Origin of the sequence: Onishia niordana, assembly GCF_004798965.1 — a bacterium.
Taxonomy (GTDB): Bacteria; Pseudomonadota; Gammaproteobacteria; order Pseudomonadales; family Halomonadaceae; genus Onishia; species Onishia niordana.
Genome location: NZ_SDSD01000114.1, coordinates 1 through 258, shown reverse-complemented (window position 1 = coordinate 258; position 258 = coordinate 1). Strand labels below are relative to the sequence as shown.

General features: G+C 39.9%; 1 protein-coding gene. It reads right to left on the bottom strand.

Annotated features, from left to right (window positions below; translation table 11 throughout):
* On the bottom strand, window positions 1-258 hold a 258-nt coding region (locus ETC27_RS18140), incomplete at both ends, for a M24 family metallopeptidase (protein WP_439331816.1).

Sequence of the window (258 nt, the reverse complement as noted above, 5' to 3'; positions counted from 1 at the left end):
ATTTTTAACTTCTTCTGATGGTGTGCCTACAGCATAAGCCCAGCAGCTATCTGCAATAGCTCCGCTGAAACCCTCGGTATATTTCTTCATCTCAGGAACATTATCAAAATCAAGTTTTGAAACATCGACAGAACCATCTTCAACCATGCCCAAAACCATATCTACTTTGATAAGATCGCCATCTTTTAATTTCATGTGACGAGGGAAACTATGCGCAACCTCATCGTTCAATGAACAACATGTGGCATAAGGATAATC